The organism is Lichenicoccus sp., assembly GCF_965277665.1.
In the GTDB taxonomy this organism is placed as follows: domain Bacteria; phylum Pseudomonadota; class Alphaproteobacteria; order Acetobacterales; family Acetobacteraceae; genus Lichenicoccus.
Window position 1 is genome coordinate 1,628,393 of sequence record NZ_OZ255835.1, and the last position, 18,040, is coordinate 1,646,432.

General features: G+C 67.7%; 9 protein-coding genes. 1 reads left to right on the forward strand and 8 read right to left on the reverse strand.

Going from position 1 to position 18,040, the window contains the following annotated elements:
- Nucleotides 1-105: 105 nt before the first annotated feature.
- The gene (locus ACQY4O_RS07480; protein ID WP_428375559.1) at nucleotides 106-1,341 is read left to right on the forward strand and encodes a Fic family protein; all 1,236 of its coding nucleotides are present in this window, start codon (nucleotides 106-108) and stop codon (nucleotides 1,339-1,341) included.
- Between the two features lie 29 nt (nucleotides 1,342-1,370).
- Here the strand turns inward: ACQY4O_RS07480 and ACQY4O_RS07485 are convergent, their stop codons facing one another.
- The 8 genes from ACQY4O_RS07485 to ACQY4O_RS07520 form a co-directional block, all read right to left on the reverse strand.
- The gene (locus tag ACQY4O_RS07485) at nucleotides 1,371-2,453 is read right to left on the reverse strand and encodes a hypothetical protein (RefSeq protein ID WP_428375560.1); all 1,083 of its coding nucleotides are present in this window, start codon (nucleotides 2,451-2,453) and stop codon (nucleotides 1,371-1,373) included.
- Nucleotides 2,446-3,723, reverse strand: a complete 1,278-nt coding sequence (locus ACQY4O_RS07490; RefSeq protein ID WP_428375561.1) for a glycosyltransferase family 2 protein — start codon at nucleotides 3,721-3,723, stop codon at nucleotides 2,446-2,448. Before ACQY4O_RS07490 ends, ACQY4O_RS07485 begins: the two co-directional genes overlap by 8 nt.
- Before the next feature lie 66 nt (nucleotides 3,724-3,789).
- Nucleotides 3,790-5,340 (reverse strand): glycosyltransferase family 2 protein, encoded by a 1,551-nt coding sequence (locus ACQY4O_RS07495; protein ID WP_428375562.1) that lies wholly within the window; start codon nucleotides 5,338-5,340, stop codon nucleotides 3,790-3,792.
- A 133-nt stretch (nucleotides 5,341-5,473) separates the two neighbouring features.
- Entirely contained in the window at nucleotides 5,474-8,365 is a 2,892-nt protein-coding gene (locus ACQY4O_RS07500) for a glycosyltransferase (RefSeq protein ID WP_428375563.1), read from the reverse strand.
- 44 nt (nucleotides 8,366-8,409) lie between these two features.
- Nucleotides 8,410-9,612, reverse strand: a complete 1,203-nt coding sequence (locus tag ACQY4O_RS07505; RefSeq protein ID WP_428375564.1) for a calcium-binding protein — start codon at nucleotides 9,610-9,612, stop codon at nucleotides 8,410-8,412.
- 289 nt (nucleotides 9,613-9,901) lie between these two features.
- A complete protein-coding gene (locus tag ACQY4O_RS07510) occupies nucleotides 9,902-13,369 on the reverse strand; it encodes an efflux RND transporter permease subunit (RefSeq protein ID WP_428375565.1) in 3,468 nt (1,155 codons plus the stop codon).
- Nucleotides 13,370-13,454: 85 nt separating this feature from the next.
- Nucleotides 13,455-16,589 carry an efflux RND transporter permease subunit gene (locus ACQY4O_RS07515; protein WP_428375566.1) on the reverse strand — a complete coding sequence of 1,045 codons (3,135 nt, stop codon included), beginning with the start codon at nucleotides 16,587-16,589 and terminating at the stop codon, nucleotides 13,455-13,457.
- 9 nt (nucleotides 16,590-16,598) lie between these two features.
- Nucleotides 16,599-18,005 (reverse strand): efflux RND transporter periplasmic adaptor subunit, encoded by a 1,407-nt coding sequence (locus ACQY4O_RS07520; RefSeq protein WP_428375567.1) that lies wholly within the window; start codon nucleotides 18,003-18,005, stop codon nucleotides 16,599-16,601.
- Nucleotides 18,006-18,040: the final 35 nt, after the last annotated feature.

Sequence of the window (18,040 nt, forward strand, 5' to 3'; positions counted from 1 at the left end):
TGTAGAATACCGTATTAGTGTCTTGACGACGACATCATCAGCGGCTGGCCACAGAACGGGATGACCGTGATGCCACTGCAGCAAAGACCTGCACAGACCAACCCCATGCGGCTCGATGACCGGCGGCGGGACGATCTTTCGCCCGAGCGCCGCCTGCCCGATAAGGCAGCACCCGACACCGCCAGGCGCACCGATGCAGGCTTCGACGAGCGCAAGCTCGACGACCGCCGCTTCGTCAGGACGGCGGGCGTCTCGGACAACATGGTCACCTTGTTGCCCGGACCGCTGCCGCGCACCCTGCCGCCCGGCGGATGGCTGCCGGAACTCGAACAGGCGGCCTGGGCGCTGGGTCAGTTGAAGGCCAAGGCCGATACGTTGCCCTCGCCGCTTCGGCTGCACCAGCTGCACGCCCGCCGCGACGCGATCGCGGCGAGCCAGCTGATCGGCACCAGCGCCACGCTGGCGATGCTGCTGGCGCGCGAGGCCGATGCGAGCCCGTCGCCCGCCCGCGACCTGCGCCAGGCCGAGAACCATGTCGGCTACTACTTCAACCTGCTCGAGCAGCATGACGGGAACCTCCGCACGCAGCACGAGCCCACCATCGAGACCCTGTGCAGCATGCACCGGCGACTGAACGAGCGCATCACCGCGCATGCCGGCATGCTGCGCAGCAGGCCGATCACGCTGGGCGGCTACCGGCTCGGGCCGTGGCGCGTCGTGCCGCCGCCGCCGCAGGAAATCGGCAACGCGCTGCAGGATCTGGAAAGTTTCCTGGTCGGCACAGGCACCTTGCCGATGCTGGTCCGCGCGGCGCTGGCCTGCGCGCAGATCGAGGCGATCGCGCCGTTCGACGACGGCAACGAGTTCATTACGTTCCTGCTGCCTTCGGTGATCAGCCTGAATGCCGGCTATCCGCCGCTGTTCCTCTCGGACATCTTCCTGGCCAACCGCGTGCGCTTTCGCGAAAGCCTGTCCTCGGCTTTGCTCGGCGGCGACTGGGACGCCTGGCTCACCTTCTTCCTGCAGGCGGTGGTGGAAAGCTGTGCCGCGGCGGAGCGTCGCATCGGCCACATGACGCAGACGGCACGCGCCTGGCACACCAGGCTCGCCCAGGTTCGCTCGGACAGCCAGGCGCACCGTCTCGCGGAACTCGTGCTCGACCAGCCGGTGGTGACCGTCGGCCAGGCGCAGAAGATGCTCGGTGTTTCGTTCCAGACCGCCAACACGGCGGTGCAGACGCTGGTGCGCCACGACATCCTGGCCCAGTACCAGCGCCACGACCGCAACCGGATCTTCCTCGCGCCGCGCATCGTCGCGATGTTCGAGGCCGCGGAGGCGTGACCGGCCAGGCTTGAGCCAGCGACGACCGACTATGCGCCCTGCTTGAACAGCGCGGATTGCCGGCGAAGGATGTTGAGGGTGCCGGCGCCGAGTTCGCGTGACGGCTCGACATCCTTGCTGTGCAGCGGGTCGATCTGTTCGCTGACCCACCACTCGTTGAAGGTGCCCGCCAGCACGAAGCGCGGGCCGATCCGGCGCGCGTCGCTCCACTGCCCGAGATAGGTTCGGCCGCCGTCGCGGCCGCGGCTGCCGGTGCCGCGCCACGATGCGACCACCGTCATGCATTCCGGATGCCCCGCATAGACCGAGTAGGTCGGATCGCCGCGATCCTCCCATGACCAGTAGCCGTAGCGGCTCACGTCGGGCGCCGCGATCAGGCTCTGCTGCTGGGTCACGAACCCGGTCACGAAGCGCACCGTGAATCGGTCATCCTGCCAGGGCGGCAGGGAATGACCCCAGGGCGTCGGCGTGTTGACATAGACCAGCAGCAGCGGCCTGCCGAGATAGCCGAGCAGCAGGCCCCGGCGCGCCGGATCGGCCGCGAACAGCGCATGCACCTCGTCCGCCTTGGCCGCGAGCGAGCCGTCATGCACCGCGGCCGGCGCGCCGGGATTGCCGATCATCAGCACCACGCGCGGCGCGTGGGGCAGCGTTCGCCAGGTGTCGAACAGCCTGACCGTCGCCTGCTCGATGAAGCGCTGCGTCGCCGGGCCGCCCGCGCGCCGGACATCCATGGCGAGATCGTTGGACCAGTCGACGACGATGAAATCGACCCCTGCGCCCGACAGCACGCCGGCATGGCGGGTCAGCACCGCCGGATCGTCCGAGCGATAGTAACCCTCGACGGGCGTGCCCCAGCTCTTGTGCGTGCCGCGCTGCCACTGGTCGTCCTGATGCCACAGGGCATAGCCGATGCCGACCCGACGCTCGCCGGGCGGGGCGATCGACAGGGCCGCCGGCAGCGGAGTCTCCCCTGGTGTCGAAATCGGGGTCGCGGCGGGCGTGTCGGCCCGGGCCGCGATGCGCCCGGCGACCGTCGAGCAGGCCGCCAGCCAGCCTCCGGTGCCGAGCAGCAGGCGGCGGCTCCAGCGCAGCAATCCGGGGTCACGCACCGGTCGCGGCCCCGTGCGGCGGCCCGAACGCCTGCGGCAGGCCAGGCGGCGCCGGCAGGCTCAGGACGGTCTCGCTGCAGGCCCGCGCGTCCACCAGCATGCGCTGCAACGCGCCGGCAGCGTTGCGTATGGTCAGCACGCGCTGTCCCTTGACGGCGATGCTGGCCGGCAGGGCGAAGTCGAAGCCCACCGCCTGGCTCGGATGTCCCAGCCTCTGCACATCCGGCCGCGGCTGGCCGCACGGGCCCTGCCAGACGGTGACGCCGTCGACCAGGAAGCGCAGGAACAGCGGCACCGCCGGATGCTCCAGATCCATCGCCCAGCCGCGCACCCGCGCCGTGGTCGCCTCGTCCACCACCAGGTGCGCTGGCGTCGCCCGGAGCGACCCGTCTTGACCCGCCCCGTCTTGGAGCGACGCGGCGTCCCGGTGCGGCCGATGCCGATCTCCGTGCCGCGTGACTTGTGCCGCGTCGAACGGGCTGATCTCGGGCAGCGTCGCCTCGGCGGCATCCATCTCGGCCAGGAACTGCCGCATCTCGTCATCGGTCCGCCACGCCCAACGATGCATGCCGTCATGGCGTATGCGATGGAACAGCGCGTGGTTGCGCGCAACCGAGCCATCGTCGCGCGAGCTGACCTCGCCATCCACACCGATCGCGCTGCGCAGCAGGAAATAGGTCGGCGTGTCGGCGTCGGCCGGGTCGGTCCGGCCGCCGAAGCCCGCGCACACCATGCGCCAGGAATGCTCGACATGGCCCAGCCCGTAGCCACGATAGCGGGTGTCGAAATAGCCGACGCGCTGGATCGCGCGCCGGCTGTAGCCGACACACTGGCCGGAGATCATGCGGCACTCGACCGGATCGTCCGGGCGGCCGCTGCCGGACCGGAAATGCTGCTCGAACCAGCCGCCCGCCAGGTTGATGTGGCCATGCCGCCGCACCGCCTCCATCCAGTCCCGCTGCCAGCCATCCGCCTGCGGATGGCAGTCATCCTCCAGCAACAGCACGCCGTCGCAGGCGAGCGTGTTGGTCATGAACCAGAGCAGCCGGTTCTTGTTCCACGACACGCCCATGTTGCGGCCGGTGATGCGCGCCACGCCATCGGCTTCCAGGAATGAAGCGGTGCCGTCGCTCGATCCGTCATCCGCGACCACCAGGCTGAACGGCATCGAGGTGTGCCGCCGCACCGCCTCCATCGCCCGCTTCAGCTTGTCCAGCCGGTTGTAGGTGATGATGCCGATGCCGATGGCAGCCTGCTGCGTGTCTGTCATGCCCCAGCCCTGCTACGCCCGAGCCCCGCTACGCCCAAGCCTTGTGCCGTCCAAGCCCTGGCACGCCTAAGCCCTGGCCTGGGCGGCGTTGGCGAAGCTCGGTGCTGCGACACACGGACTGCCGCTCAGCTCCAGCCATTCCGGCATCAGGAACAGCCGCAGCACGGTCTTGCGGTTCAGCGCCAGCAGCGAGCCCGGCACCTCGATCACGAAGCCGCACTCCGCCTCGCCCAGCATGGCGCGCGCGACATCGCGTCGCACCAGATCGGCCTTCACCTGCGCCACGACGCGGTCCTCGTGCACCAGGGCCACGGTGCATCCGCCGGATCGGCGGCCTCCCTCCGGCGTGCCCGCATTGCGCAACACCCAGCCCTGGATGCGGCCGTTGCGGAAGACGTCGATATGGCTCTCGATCGGCGGCAGCACGACGACCGGCTTCGGTGCGTCGCGCAGCGCGATCTCGAACTGCGCGCAGCGCTCGAACGACATGCGCACCGGCGCACCGCGGCGATCCTGGATCGTGAGCCGGTGGCCGCCATCGCTGCCCTGGCCGAGCGCCGCCGCGGGGATGGCGAAGCTGAAGCCGACGCGCTCGCTCGGATGGCCACCGTCGCGCACGTCCTTGCGGGGCTGATCGCACGGTCCTTCCCAGACCGGCGTGCCGTCCACCAGGAAGCGCAGGAACAACGGCTGCTCGGGCGCCGCGGCATCCATCGCCCAGCCGCGCACGCGGCCGATACTGGCCTCGTCCACGACCAGCAGCGGAGGCGCCGGCGCGATCACCACCGGCGCCACCGAGGGCGCCGGCAGCCGGAAGCTGCGAAACGGCGAGCCCAGCCCGAGGATCTCGAAATGCTGCTCGAGTTCGGGAAAGTCGACCGTCCGCGAGGCGTTGCGGAACTGGCGGTAATAGGCCTCGGCGCCGCCGATGATGTAGGGCACCATGTGGCGCCCCATGCCGCGGAATTCCTGCAGGAACGCGTGGTCGTTGATCTGCGCGTCGGTCAGCTCCATGCGCAGCTTCTGACGCGCGAATTCGACCACCTCCTCGTACGGGCGGTAGTGGAAATGCGCATAGACCAGGTCGCAGTCGCGATATGGCGAACTGCCGTCATGCACGACGCCGGTATGATAGCCGTGGTCCATGTGCAGGAAGCTGTCGCGCGGGTAGATCGTCTTCGAGTACAGCGCCGGGCGGAAGCCGTCCGGCGTGCCGAGCAGGTTGGACAGGTTGAGCGTGACGTGCAGGATGTCGCGTGCACCGCGCTGTGCGTCCAGATAGGCGTGGATGCGGTCCGGCTCGGCGGTGAAGCCGTCCCCGGTGCGCAGCACCACGAACTCGTCGCAGTCGAGCGGGACGTAGAAATCATAGTCGCTCTCGTGGTCGAGCTGCTTGATCAGGTCGCCGAGCACCGTGCCCTTGCGCCGGAAGTCGCCGGCGCTGGTGAAGCGGCGCTCGACATGGCCGCCCTGCGCCTCGAGGCGCTCCAGCGCCGCCAGCACCTCGGGATCGGTGCTGCCATTATCGAAGACGAACATGTTCTCCGGGCGGAACAGGGCGGCGTGGTAGCCGATGAACAGCGAGGTCAGGGTGCGCTCGTTCTTCAGCATCACCATGCAGGCGACTTTTGCCATAGGCTGTGGCCCTTTCAGTTGGCGCGCGGAAGCTCCCGCTAGAGCCTTGTCCGTTCACACTGGTTCACAGACAAAGCTCTAGCTCTTTGTTTTGGCGAGCATCTCCATCGATGCTCTACCGCAGGCTGGAAAAGATGCCGTGGTCGCGCGAGAAATGCGGATTGTAGAACGGGTCGACCGCCAGCACGTCGTGCCAGCGCTCGAGCATGACATGGTTCTCGTAGAAGAAACGCTGCGCCTTGCCGGCCGAGATGTCGTCGCCACGGCTGAGGCTCTCGTGATGCTCGGCGACCAGGTCCGGGGTCCAGATGACATGCCAGCCGGCTGCTCCGACCTTGAGGCAGAGGTCGACATCGTTGAAGGCGACCTTGAGTTCCTGCTCGTCGAAGCCGCCGACATCGAGGAACACGTCGCCGCGACAGAGCATGCAGGCGCCGGTCACCGCCGAATAGCGCTGCGCGCAGCGGGCCCGATAGAGATAGCCGCCATGGTCGGCCGGGATGCCGCGGAAGACATGGTCCGCGATGCCGCCCACCCCCAGCACCACGCCGGCATGCTGCACGGTGCCGTTCGGGTAGATCAGCTTGGCGCCGACGATCGCCGCCTTCGGGTCGGCCATCGCCTCGCCGACCATCACGCGCAGCCAGTCCGGCTGCGTCAGGAACACGTCGTTGTTGAGGAACACATAGAACTCGGCGGGGAATTCGCGCGCCATGAGGTTGTTCAGGCGGGAGTAGTTGAACGGTTCGCGGACATGCCGGACGACCACGTGCGGATCGAGCGCCGCCTCGCGACAGAACGCAGCCGCCTCCGGCGTGACCGAGCCGTTATCGACCAGAATGACGCGCCAGTCGGCCCAGCTGGTGTTCTCGAGCAGGCATTCGAGGCAGCGCCGGGTGGTTGCGACCTGGTCCTTGAACGGCACGATGATGGTGACGCCGGGCTCGTCTGCGATCCCCCAGTCGACGCTGTAGCTGGTGCTGCTGCTGCTGGGTGCGACCGTGCCGTGCGCAAAGCCGCGTCGCGCGAGATGGTCGGCGACGGCGCGCCGGCCGGCCTCGATCGCATAGGGCTTGGCGCTGCCGGACTCCGCCGTCGAGGAGGCGCTCTTGCGCCAGTGATACAGGATCTCCGGCAGGTGCACGATCTGCGCCGGATCGCAGGCCTCCGAGAGCCTTAGCAGCAGGTCATGATCCTGCGCACCGTCATACTCGGCGCGCAGCAGGCCTGCGCGCAGCAGCAGCAGCCGGTCGATCATCAGCAGGTGGCAGATATAGTTGTTGCCGAGCAGCAGGCGGTAGTTCCAGTCGGGCTTCAGGTTCGGCTCGCTGAGCACCCCGAACCCGTCGATCTTGTCCTCGTCGGAATAGACGATGCGCGCGCCGGTGCGCAGCGCCTCGCGCACCAGCTCCTCCAGCGCCACGTCGACCATCAGGTCGTCATGGTCGAACAGCACCACGAAGGCGCCGCGGGCCCGGCGCAGGGCCACGTTGCTGGCCATGCTGATCCCGCGATTGCGCTTGCTGAGCACGCAGGTGATGCGCGGATCGGCCGCGGCGTAGGTACGCAGGCAGGCGCCGAGCGCTGCCTGTCCGCTACCGTCATCGACGATGATGAGCTCCCAGTGGCGGTAGGTCTGCTCGCGCACGGAGTCGATGGCGGCGGTCAGGTGCGCGAGATTGGTGCGATGCGTCGGCATGATGATCGAGACCAGCGGCGCATCGTCGGGGAGTGCCGTGGCGCCCGCGACACGGGCGCGCAGGCGGGCCAGGTTGCGTCGTGCCCAGTTGTCGTAGTTGCCGACGGTGGCTTCCGCGACCGGCAGCATGGCGTGCAACTGCCGCTGCAGCTTGAAGGTCTTGGCGCACAAATCCTCGACGGTCTGCATCAGCGCGCGCAATTCGTCCGCATTCTCGTCCGGGCGGTGCTTGACCAGCAGCGGGCTGCCGGCGAGCTCCTGGCTCTCGGGCAGGGCGCGGAAGACGAACTCGAACTCCTGGCCGCGGCGGCACTGCGCCGGCAGTCTGAACTCGAAGCCGACCGCGGGATCGCACCGGTTCTCGCGGGCCACATCCATTCGCTGCTGCTCGGCGGTGATCTCGCTGACGATGATGCCGTTGCACAGCACCTGGATCTGGATATGGCCTTCCAGGTCGCCGGTCATGTGGTGCCGGCGCACCGCCCAGCCCTTGATGCTGTCGCCGTGCAGGCCGTCGACGACACCCATGATCGAGGTCACCGGCTCGGCGGTGAAGTCGAGCTTGCCGCGGGTCTGGCCGTGGCTGTCCATGAAGCACAGGGTGCTGCCATCCTCGAACAGGATCGACAGCGCGTGGGTCAGCCCGTCGAGGTAGCGCGTCGGGATCTCGAAGGCGAAGCCGCCGGTCTCTGTCGGCAATCCGAGCGCGCGCAGGCCCGGATGCGGGCGATCGCAGGTAGCGATGCCGGCGGCATGGCCGTCGACGAAGACGCGCAACCGCATCGTGTCCTGCGGCGACTGCCGGCAGACCGCCCAGCCGGTGATGGTGGTGCCGGAAAACGGATCGGCGAGCCCGGCGTTCGCGGCGCGCTCCCCGGAACGCTCCAGCTCCGGCTCCGGCCGGCGTTCCTGCTCGAGGTCGCGGCCCTGCGACAGGCGCGCGCCACTCGGTTCCTCGAACCGGAAGCGGAGGTTCGATCGGGTGACGCCGCCACGCGCCGGACATTCGATCGGCGTGCCGTCGCCGAGCACCAGCGACAGCACATGCGAGCGCCCGTCCTGGAAGTGCCAGGGGATCGGATAGGTGAAGCCCCTGGCGCATTGCGGAGCGGCATCGTCGGAGGATGCGGGCCGGGGCGACACCGTCGCCCGGCCGGCGCTCTCGCCGTCGATGAAGGCGTTGACCAGGCCGTGGCCCGGCGCCACGAACCATCCGGTGATCTCGGCGCTCTCGACCGGGTCCGCCCGGCCGAAGCACGCAGCCGCTTCGGCGTCGACGGCAGCATCCAGGGCGATGCCACCGTCCATGCCTCAGTCCCTCGCCGTCGCCGAGACAGTCTGCTGCCCACGCATCAGGAGAAGCTGCTCTTGGTGAGGTCGGAGACGTTGGTCAGCGTGATCTTGGTGTTGTCGGACAGGGTGACGACCGCGCCGGTCGGGCTGTACTGGACATGCTGCAAGGCGTAGCCGACCTCGCCGCTGCCGAAGCCCTTGAGGTTGAGGCTGTCGCCCTTCACGTCGGAGAAGTCCACGATCAGGGCGTTGGAGGCGTCCCCGTTGATGAACTGGAACACGTCCTTGCCGAAGCCGCCCTGCATGGTGTCCATGCCGGTGCCCCCGATCAGGGTGTCGCGGCCGAAGCCGCCGGTCAGCTGGTCCGAACCGGAGCCGGCCTGCAGCAGGTCGTTGCCCGACGAGAGCGAGCCGTCCAGCGTCTCGTTGCCGCTCGCGGCATAGAGGCTGGTCCCGGCACTGCCGGTCGCATCCAGCACGTCGCCGCCGCCGCCGCCGAGGATGGTGGTCGGGCCGTTGCCGCCGACGATCAGGTTGTTGCCAGCGGTGCCGCCCTGGAAGTAGCCGCCCGCGGTGGCGAAGATGGTATCGGTGCCGGCGCCGCCGAGCACGGTGGCTGCCCCATTGCCGCCGATGAAGGTGATATCGGCGTTGGTGGCGCTGACGCGTACCGGGCCGTTGCCGCTGGCCGCGATCGTGTCACTGCCGATATTGGCGGTGATCGTGTCGCTGCCGGTCGAGTTGACCAGGTTGTTGCCGCCGTTGAGCAGGATCGTGTTGTGGCCGGTGCCGGCCGAGATCGTATTCAGGCCACCCGCGATCGAGATCTGGTCGTTGCCGGCGCCCGTATTGATGCTCCACGGGCTGGTGCCGCTCTGGATGATGCGGTTGTTGCCGTCGCCGGTCGCGATCGTGCCCGAGCCGCCGCGGGTGAAGAAGGTGAGCGCGCCGGAACCCGACAGCACCGTCTCGTTGAGCGCGCCGCTGCCGAACAGCACCGAGTTCGCCGCCGTGTCCACCACCGCGACCGCCTCGGGCGACAGCGACAGCGGACCGCTCGCCTTGATGACGACCTCGTCCTCTGTTCCGGCGATCCCCGGCGCGAGACCGGCACCCGTGTAGGTCACCGGCGTCAGCGTTCCGGCGGAGACCGCCTGGGTGACTGCATCGGCCAGCGCCTGCGCCAGTACGGCATTCTGACCCGATGCGAATGGCAAAGTAATGGTATCGCCGGCGCCGCCGGATACTGTTACACCAGCCATGTGTTGATTCCAATTTAATGTTCGGGTGGTCCGGCACTCGCCGTAAAAAGACTGGTAATGGAACGCAGCCGACACCTCAAGGTATATTTATGTGAAAACTGCGCGGAAATGTCTTTTAATCGAGACCGACTTGCTGACGATAGGCCTGAACTACTTGACCAGTTTGGTTTGTTATTACGCTGTAACGGCTTAAAGCCTGAGCGGGGTGTCCCCTGCCAGACGTGGCGGGACAGGCGCCGGCGCCGCGAGCCGGCCCTGACGCTCGAACCGGAACCCGTTGATCAGGCAACTATTCCGCCGGCAGCCGTCCCGGCTGCGGGTGCCGGCCGCGCAGTCGCAGCCGGTCGAGCGCCAGATACACCACCGGGGTGGTGAACAGCGTCAGCGCCTGGCTCACGATCAGGCCGCCGACGATGGAAATGCCGAGCGGCTGGCGCAATTCGCTGCCCTCGCCGAAACTGAAGCAGAGCGGGAGCGCCCCGAGCAGGGCGGCGAACGTCGTCATCATGATCGGCCTGAAGCGCATCACCGCCGCCTGGAAGATCGCCTCCCGGCTGTCCAGCCCGTCCTCGCGCTCGGCGGCGAGCGCGAAGTCGATCATCAGGATGGCATTCTTCTTCACGATGCCGATGAGCAGGATCATGCCGATCAGCGCAATGATGGTGAACGGAATGCCGAACAGCATCAGCGCCAGCACCGCGCCCACGCCGGCCGACGGGATCGTCGACAGGATGGTCAGCGGATGCATGAAACTCTCGTACAGCACGCCGAGCACGATGTAGATCGCGGTCAGCGCCGCCAGCACCAGGATCGGCTCGGAGGCCAGCGATTGCTGGTAGGTCAGCGCGGTCCCGGCAAAGCCGACGGCAAGGTCGGCCGGCAGCCGGATCCCCTGCACCGCCTGGTCGATCTCGCTGGTGGCGTCGCTCAGCGACTTGCCCGGTGCCAGGTTGAACGAGATCGTGGTCGCCACATACTCGCTCTGGTGATTGACCGCGAGCGGCGTGTGGTCGGCGATCGAGTGCGCCACCGCCGAGAGCGGGATCATGGTTTCCGCCGCGGTCGCCACCGCCGATCCGGATGAGGAACTGCTGTTGCCGGTGCTGGTGAGGGACGCCTGCGCCGCGGTTCGCACCGCGTTGTTGGCCGCCGTGCTGGTGCCGTTGGCAGTACCGGTGCTGCTGGTGGCACTCGTGGTGGCGGCGAGCGAGACGACGTTGTTCGACAGCGCAGCACTGCTGTTGGACGACGAGGCGTAGTTCGACGACAGCGACGCCGACACCGGCGGCGTGGACGCCACCGAGGCCGCGGTAATCCCGGTGGCGCTTCCGGCGGTCACCGACCCTGCGGCCAGCGCGGTGGTGGCCGAACCGCTCGCCTGCGCGCCCGAGGTGCTGATCCAGATCTGCCTGAGGATCGACGGACGCTGCCAGTATTGCGGCGCCACCTCCATGACCACGTGATACTGGTTCTCGGCGTCGTAGATGGTCGAGACCGAGCGCTGCCCGAAGGCGTCGTAGAGCGTGTTGTCCACCTGGTACATGGTCAGGCCGAGCCGCGAGGCGGTGTCGCGATCGACGACCACGTTGGTCTCCAGACCGCCCTGCTGCTGGTCGGAATTGACATCGACCAGCACCCGGCTCTTCTGCAGCGCCGCAAGCAGTCTCGGGCCCCACTGGTTCACCTCGTCGGCATCGTCGCCGAGCAGCGTGTACTGGTAGGCGGCATTGCTCTGCCGGCCGCCGACCCGGATATCCTGCACAGCCTGCATGTACAGCCTGCCGCCCGACACGTGGGCGAGTTCGCGCCGCAGCCTGGCCAGCACCTGCGGCATGCGGTCACGCTGGCGCAACGGCTTGAGCGAGACATAGACGGTGGCGGTGTTGGTCTGCGCCGACGCGCCGCCGCTGCCCGCCCCGGTGGTGCCGACCACGTCCTGCACCGCCGGATCGTGCTGCACGATCGACATCATCTGCGTGAACTTCTTGCTCATCAGCTGGAACGAGATGCTCTGGTCGGCCTGCAGCGAGCCCATCAGCCGGCCGGTATCCTGGTCCGGAAAGAAGCCCTTCGGAATGATCACCAGCAGCCAGACATTCAGCGCCACCGTGCCCGCCAGCAGCAGCAGGACCAGCACGCCGTGATCGAGGGCGACCGCGAGCGTCCGCGCATAGCCATCCTGCACGCGCTGGAACAGGCTGCGGCTGCCCAGCCTGAGCGACCCCCCCCGGCCGTCCGTACGCGCCTTCTCCGGACGAAGAAACAGCGCGCACATCATCGGCGTGGTCGTCAGCGAGATCAGCATCGACACCAGGATCGCAACCGACAGCGTGACCGCGAACTCGCGGAACAACCGCCCGACCAGGCCGCCCATGAGCAGGATCGGCAGGAACACCGCGATCAGCGACAGCGTGATCGACACCACGGTGAAGCCGACATCGCGCGCCCCCACCAGCGCCGCCTGCACCCGCGGCATGCCGTCCTCCAGATGCCGCGAGATATTCTCCAGTACCACGATCGCATCATCGACCACGAAGCCGGTGGCGATCGTCAGCGCCATCAGCGACAGGTTGTCCAGCGAGTAGCCGAACAGGTACATCACCCCGAAGGTGCCGATGATCGAGACCGGCACGGCAATCGCCGGGATCAGGGTGGCGCGGCCGCTGCGCAGGAACACATAGACCACGGCGATCACCAGCAGCACCGCGATGATCAGCGTACGCTGCGTGTCTGCCAGCGACGCGCGGATGGTGGTCGAGCGGTCGATCGCGAAGGTGATGTCGAGATCGCGCGGCAGCGCCGCCTGCAGCCTCGGCACCGCGGCGCGCACGCCGTCGATCGTCGAGATGATATTGGCGCCGGGCTCGCGGAAGATGATCACCAGCACCGCCGGCTTGCCGTTGGCCAGCCCGAGATTGCGCAGGTCCTGCACGGAATCCTGCAGCTGCGCCACGTCCGACAGGCGCACCGCGTCGCCGTTGCGATAGGCCACGATCAGCGGCTTGTAATCCTCGGCATGGTTGGACTGGTCGTTGTCGGTGATCTGCCAGCGATGGCCGCCGAGATCGATGCTGCCCTTGGGCGTGTTGGCATTGCTGTTCGACAGCGACGAGCGGATATCCTCGAGTCCGATTCCATAATGAAACAGCGCCAGCGGATCCAGCTCGACGCGCACCGCCGGCAGCGCGGCACCGCCGATGACCACCTCTCCGACACCGGACAGCTGCGACAGCTGCTGCTGCATCACGGTGCTGGCCGCATCGTACATCTGGCCGCGGGTCAGCGTCTTGGACGTCAGCGCCAGGATCAGCACCGGCGCATCCGCCGGATTGACCTTGCGGTAGGTCGGCTGCGACAGCAGGTTGGTCGGCAGGTCGGCCTGCGCCGCGTTGATTGCGGCCTGCACGTCGCGCGCGGCACCATTGATGTCGCGGTTGAGCCCGAACTGCAGCGTGATGCGCACCTGCCCGGTCTGGCTCTGCGACGTCATCTCGGTGACATCGGCAATCTGCCCGAGATGGCGCTCCAGCGGCGCCGCGAGACTGGTCGCCACCACCTCGGGACTGGCACCGGGAAGCTGCGCCTGCACCATGATGGTCGGGAAATCGATCTGCGGCAGCGGCGAGACCGGCAGCTTGCTGTAGCCAAGAATGCCGGCCAGCGCGATCGCGATCGTCAGCAGCGTGGTCGCCACTGGACGGCTGATAAAGGGGGCGGAGATGTTCACGTCAGCGCAAGGGCGTTGCCCTTGACCCACTGGGACCGCAGGCCCCAGACCCCGGTTTGCAAAGGCGAGCCTTTGCTGGGGTCCAGGGGCAAAGCCCCTGGCCTACGGCCTGCCGTCATTCCGCCGGAGCCTCACCGGTATTGCGATTGGCGTGCATTCCGAACAGCCGGACCCCGACGCGGTCGACCGCGAGGTAGATCACCGGCGTGGTGAACAGGGTCAGCAGCTGGCTCGCCAGCAGGCCGCCGACGATGCAGATGCCTAGCGGGCGGCGCAGCTCCTCGCCGGCGCCGGTCGCCAGCATCAGCGGCATGGCGCCGAACATGGCGGCCAGCGTGGTCATCAGGATCGGACGGAACCGCAGCAGGCAGGCCTGGTGGATGGCGTCGCGTGGCGACTTGCCCTCGACGCGCTCGGCCTCGAGCGCGAAGTCGATGATCATGATCGCGTTCTTCTTCACGATGCCGATCAGCAGGATGATGCCGATGATGCCGATGATGTCGAGATCGTAGCCTCCGAGGCGAAGGAACAGCAGCGCGCCGACGCCGGCAGACGGCAGCGTGGACAGGATGGTGAGCGGGTGCAGGAAGCTCTCGTAGAGCACGCCGAGCACGATATAGACCGCAACCACTGCGGCCAGGATCAGCAGCAGCTCGTTGCCGAGCGATTTCTGGAAGGCCGACAGCGCGCCCTGGTAGGCGGTCGAGAAGCTCGCCGGCAGTCCGATTGCCTGCTTGGCTTGCTCGATGGCCGCCACAACGCGGTCGAGCGACGCGCCGTCGGCGAGGTTGAACGAGATCGAGATCGTCGGGAACTGTCCGAGATGCTCGATCTGCAGCGGGCCGTTGGTCTCCGACAGGCTCACCATCGCGCCGAGCGGGACCTGGGACGGTGCCACGCCGCCGGTCGCGGTCGCGGTCGAGGATGGCAGGTAGATCGCCGATATGGCGCTTCGCAGGCTGCGCACGTCGCGCATGTCGGCGTTCAGGATCACCCGGTACTGGTTGGATTGCGTGTACAGGGTGGAGGCGATGCGCTGCCCGAAGGCGTCGTAGAGCGCGTTGTCGATCGAGGCCGGGGTGATGCCGAAGCGCGCCGCGGTCTGCCGGTCGATGGTCATCTGCAACTGGCGGCCATTCGCGGAGAGGTCGCTCGACACGTCGCGGAACAGCGGGTTCTGCGCCAGTTGATCCACCAGGCGCGGCGCCCATTCGGTGAACAACGCGCCGTTCGGGTTCTCCAGGAAGAACAGGTATTGCGCGCGCCCTACGGTGCTGTCGATGGTCAGGTTCTGCACCGGCTGCAGCGCCACCGAGATCCCCGCGAGCGACTGCGTTTCCTGGTTCAGCCGGCGGATGATCTGCGTCGCCGTGGCGGTGCGCTGCCCGAACGGCTTGAGCGTGATCAGCATGCGGCCGCTGTTCAGCGTCTTATCGGTGCCGTCGACGCCGATGAACGATGAGAGGTTCACCACGTCGGGATCGCGCAGGATGATGTCGGCGAGGCGCTGCTGCTGCTCCGCCATCGCCCCGAAGGAGATATCCTGGGCGGCCACCGTCACCCCCTGGATGGCGCCGGTATCCTGCTGCGGAAAGAAGCCCTTGGGGATTTCGATGTACTGGATGCAGGTCAGCACGACGGTGACGGTGGCGACGACCAGCGTCAGCCCCTGGTGGTTCAGCACCCAGCCGAGTGCCCGGTCGTAGCGGCCGATCACCCAGTCGAAGCCGCGTTCGGCGGCGAGGTCGAGCCGGTTGCGGGTGCTGTCCGGGCGGTGGCGCACGAGCAGCGCGCACAGCATCGGCACCAGGGTGAGCGACACCACGGCGGAGAGGATGATGGTCGTGGCAAGGGTGATCGCGAACTCGTGGAACAGCCGGCCGACCACGTCGCCCATGAACAGCAGCGGGATCAGCACCGCAATCAGCGAGACTGTCAGCGAGATGATGGTAAAGCCGATCTCGCTGGAACCGCGCAGCGCCGCCTGCAGCGGTGCCTCGCCCGCCTCGACGTAGCGCGCGATGTTCTCGATCATGACGATGGCGTCGTCGACCACGAAGCCGGTGGCGATGGTGAGCGACATCAGCGAGAGCGTGTCGAGCGAGAAGCCGAACAGGTACATCCCGGCGAGCGTGCCGACCAGCGACAGCGGCACCGACAGGCTCGGGATCAGCGTCGCCGGCAGGTTGCGCAAAAAGGCGAAGATCACTAGCACCACGAGCACGACCGACATCCCGAGCTCGAACTCGACATCACGCACCGAGGCGCGGATCGTGGTGGTCTGGTCGGACAGCACCTGGATGTCGAGCGCGCTCGGCAGCGACAGCTTGAGCTTCGGAAGCAGCGCCTTGATCCCGGCGACGACGGCGATGACGTTCGAGCCGGGCTGGCGCTGGATATTGATGATGATCGCAGGCGTCTGGTTGGCCCACGCGGCGAGCTCGGTGTTCTCGGCGCCGTCGATCACCGAGGCGATATCGGAGAGCCGCACCGGGCCGTTGTTCTTGTAGGCGACGATCAGGCGCCGGTATTCCTCCGCACTCTGCAACTGGTCGTTGTTGTTGATCGTGCTGTCCTGCGAGGGACCGTCGAAATTGCCCTTCGGCAGGTCGGTATTCTGGTTGGTGATGTCGGTGCGTATGTCGTCGATCGCAATCCCGAAGGAGGCGAGTGCGCGTGGATTGACCCTGATCTGCACCGCCGGGCGTTCGCCGCCGGCCAGCGACACCTGCCCGACGCCGGAGAGCTGCGACAGTTTCTGGGCCACGCGGACATCGGCCAGATCCTCGAGCTGGGTCAGCGACAGCGTCTTCGAGGTGACCGCCAGCGTCATCACCGGCGTGTCGGCCGGGTTGATCTTGGCATAGACCGGCGGCGCCGGCAGGCCGGTCGGCAGCAGGCTGGTGGCCGCGTTGATCGCCGCCTGCACCTCCTGCTCGGCGATATCGAGCGACAGGTCGAGATTGAACTGCAGCGTGATCACCGAGGCGCCGGCCGAGCTGCTCGAGCTCATCTGGTCGAGGCCCGGCATCTCGCCGAACTGCCGCTCGAGCGGCGCCGTCACCGCCGTGGTCATCACATCGGGGCTGGCGCCCGGATAGAAGGTGGAGACCTGGATGGTCGGGTAGTCCACCTGCGGCAGCGCCGAGATCGGCAGGAACTGGTAGCCGACGATGCCGATCAGCAGGATCGCCAGCATCAGCAGCGTGGTCCCGACCGGCCGCAGGATGAACAGGCGCGACGGGCTCATGGCCGGCGCCTACTGGCCACCTGGCGCCTGGCTACCCGAGCCATCAGCCGGTGCGCCACCTGACGGCTTCTTGTGATGCGCGTGAGGTCCGGGGGCCTTGGGCGTCGCCGTCGCCGGCTCCTGACCGGGTGGCGCGCCCGGACCTGGATTGACGTTGCCGGGATTGACGTTGCCGGGATTGACGTTCGATGACGGGTTGGAACTGTCCGCGGTGATGCGGACAGGGACGCCGTCGCGCAGCCGGTCGGCACCATCGACCACCACCAGGTCGCCTGCCTTCAGCCCGGACACGATCTGCACCTTGTCGTCGCTGGTGACACCGGTCTTGACCACGGTGACGGCAACGCTCTTGTCGGGCTTGATCAGATAGACGAAGTCCCCCGGCGCGCCATGCTGGATGGCGGCGACCGGCGCCACCACCGCGCCCGTCAGCGTGTCCACCAGCAGCTCGGCATTGACGAACTCGTTCGGGAACAGCGCCTGGTCGGCGTTGGGGAAGTTGGCGCGCAGCTTGACCGTCCCGGTGGTGGTGTCGACCTCGTTATCGACACTGTCCAAAGTGCCGGTGGCGATTGCCGTCTGGTTGGTACGGTTGAAGGCGGTCACCGACAGGGTATGGCCGGCGCGGAGCTGCTGCCAGACCGGGGCAAGGTCGTCCTCCGGCAGAACGAAGATCACCGAGATCGGCTGCAGCTGGGTCAGCACCACCAGCCCGGTAGTGCTCGTGGTCTGCACATAGTTGCCGGGGTCGACCAGGCGCAGGCCGACCCGGCCGGTCACCGGCGCCACGATATGGCAATAGAACAGGTTGACCTGCGCGGTGGCGAGAATGCCCTGGTCGGCCAGCACGGTGCCGCGGTCCTGCTCGACCAGATACTCCTGGTCGACCTCCTGCTGCACTGCGATGCTGTGCTGGGCCAGCAACAGCTTGTAGCGGGCGAGGTCGGAGACGGCCTGGTGCAGCAGGCCGGTATCGTGCGCCAGGGTGCCCTGGTCCTGCTCGACCGCGGCCTGGTAGGGGCGCGGGTCGATCTGGGCCAGGAAGTCGCCCTTTTGTACGATCTGGCCTTCGTGGAAGCCGACCGACAGCAGCTGCCCGTTGATCTGCGTCTGCACGGTGATGGTGGCCAGCGGCGTGACGGTGCCCAGCCCCGACAGGGTGACCGGCAACGCGCCCGTGGCGATAGTGGCGGCGCCGACCGGCTGAGCCGCGGCTGCGGCGTGCCCGGCTTGCGGCCCGGAGGAAGTACGGCCGACCGCGAACCACCAGACCAGCAGAGCGGACAGCAGCAGCGCCGCCACCAGCAGCACCGGCCGCAGCCAGCCGGTGCTGCGCACGGGCGGACGATCCAGCAGCCCGGTGCTGGTCCGCCCCACCGGTTCTGCGCGCCCCACTGGTTCTGCCTGCTTGTCCATCTAGCGGTCCGACCGTCCCTCTGCCGTTGGAGTGT

Coding starts and splice junctions, on each gene's coding strand:
- ACQY4O_RS07495 (WP_428375562.1), bottom strand. CDS start 5,340: ATGGTGATGCTGAAGAACGAGCGCACCCTGACCTCGCTGTTCATCGGC.
- ACQY4O_RS07505 (WP_428375564.1), bottom strand. CDS start 9,612: ATGGCTGGTGTAACAGTATCCGGCGGCGCCGGCGATACCATTACTTTG.
- ACQY4O_RS07515 (WP_428375566.1), bottom strand. CDS start 16,589: ATGAGCCCGTCGCGCCTGTTCATCCTGCGGCCGGTCGGGACCACGCTG.
- ACQY4O_RS07480 (WP_428375559.1), top strand. CDS start 106: ATGCGGCTCGATGACCGGCGGCGGGACGATCTTTCGCCCGAGCGCCGC.
- ACQY4O_RS07490 (WP_428375561.1), bottom strand. CDS start 3,723: ATGACAGACACGCAGCAGGCTGCCATCGGCATCGGCATCATCACCTAC.
- ACQY4O_RS07500 (WP_428375563.1), bottom strand. CDS start 8,365: ATGGACGGTGGCATCGCCCTGGATGCTGCCGTCGACGCCGAAGCGGCT.
- ACQY4O_RS07520 (WP_428375567.1), bottom strand. CDS start 18,005: ATGGACAAGCAGGCAGAACCAGTGGGGCGCGCAGAACCGGTGGGGCGG.